The sequence below is a fragment of the Streptomyces sp. 13-12-16 genome, assembly GCF_002114215.1.
Lineage (GTDB): Bacteria > Actinomycetota > Actinomycetes > Streptomycetales > Streptomycetaceae > Streptomyces.
Genome location: NZ_NCTE01001364.1, coordinates 1 through 356, shown reverse-complemented (window position 1 = coordinate 356; position 356 = coordinate 1). Strand labels below are relative to the sequence as shown.

Below are 356 nucleotides of genomic sequence, written 5' to 3'. Positions count from 1 at the left end.
CCGCGAACGGCAAGCTCGACGTCCGGTCCCTGCCCGCCCCCGACTTCCCCGCCGCCGCCTCCGGCACCCGCCCCGGAACACCGCAGCAGGCACTGGTGTGCGCCCTCTTCGAGGCCGTGCTGAAGCTGCCCCGAGGCTCCGTGGGCACCGACGTCAACTTCTTCGACCTGGGCGGCGACTCCCTCCTGGCCACCCGGATGCTGGCCCGTCTGCGGCACGAGACCGGCACCGAGATCCCCATCACCGCCCTGTTCGAGACGCCGACCCCGGCCGCCCTCGCCCAGCGCGTCGCCGCGGGGGCGGACGGCGCCCCGCCCCGGCCGGTCCTCGGCGGCCTCGTGCGCCCGCAGCGGGTG

Annotated in this window: 1 protein-coding gene; it reads left to right on the top strand. The window is 77.0% G+C overall.

All coding sequences use genetic code 11. The features are described 5' to 3' along the window. Window positions 1-356 (top strand): phosphopantetheine-binding protein (locus B7767_RS40935; RefSeq protein WP_179167525.1); only part of this gene is annotated, 356 nt, incomplete at both ends.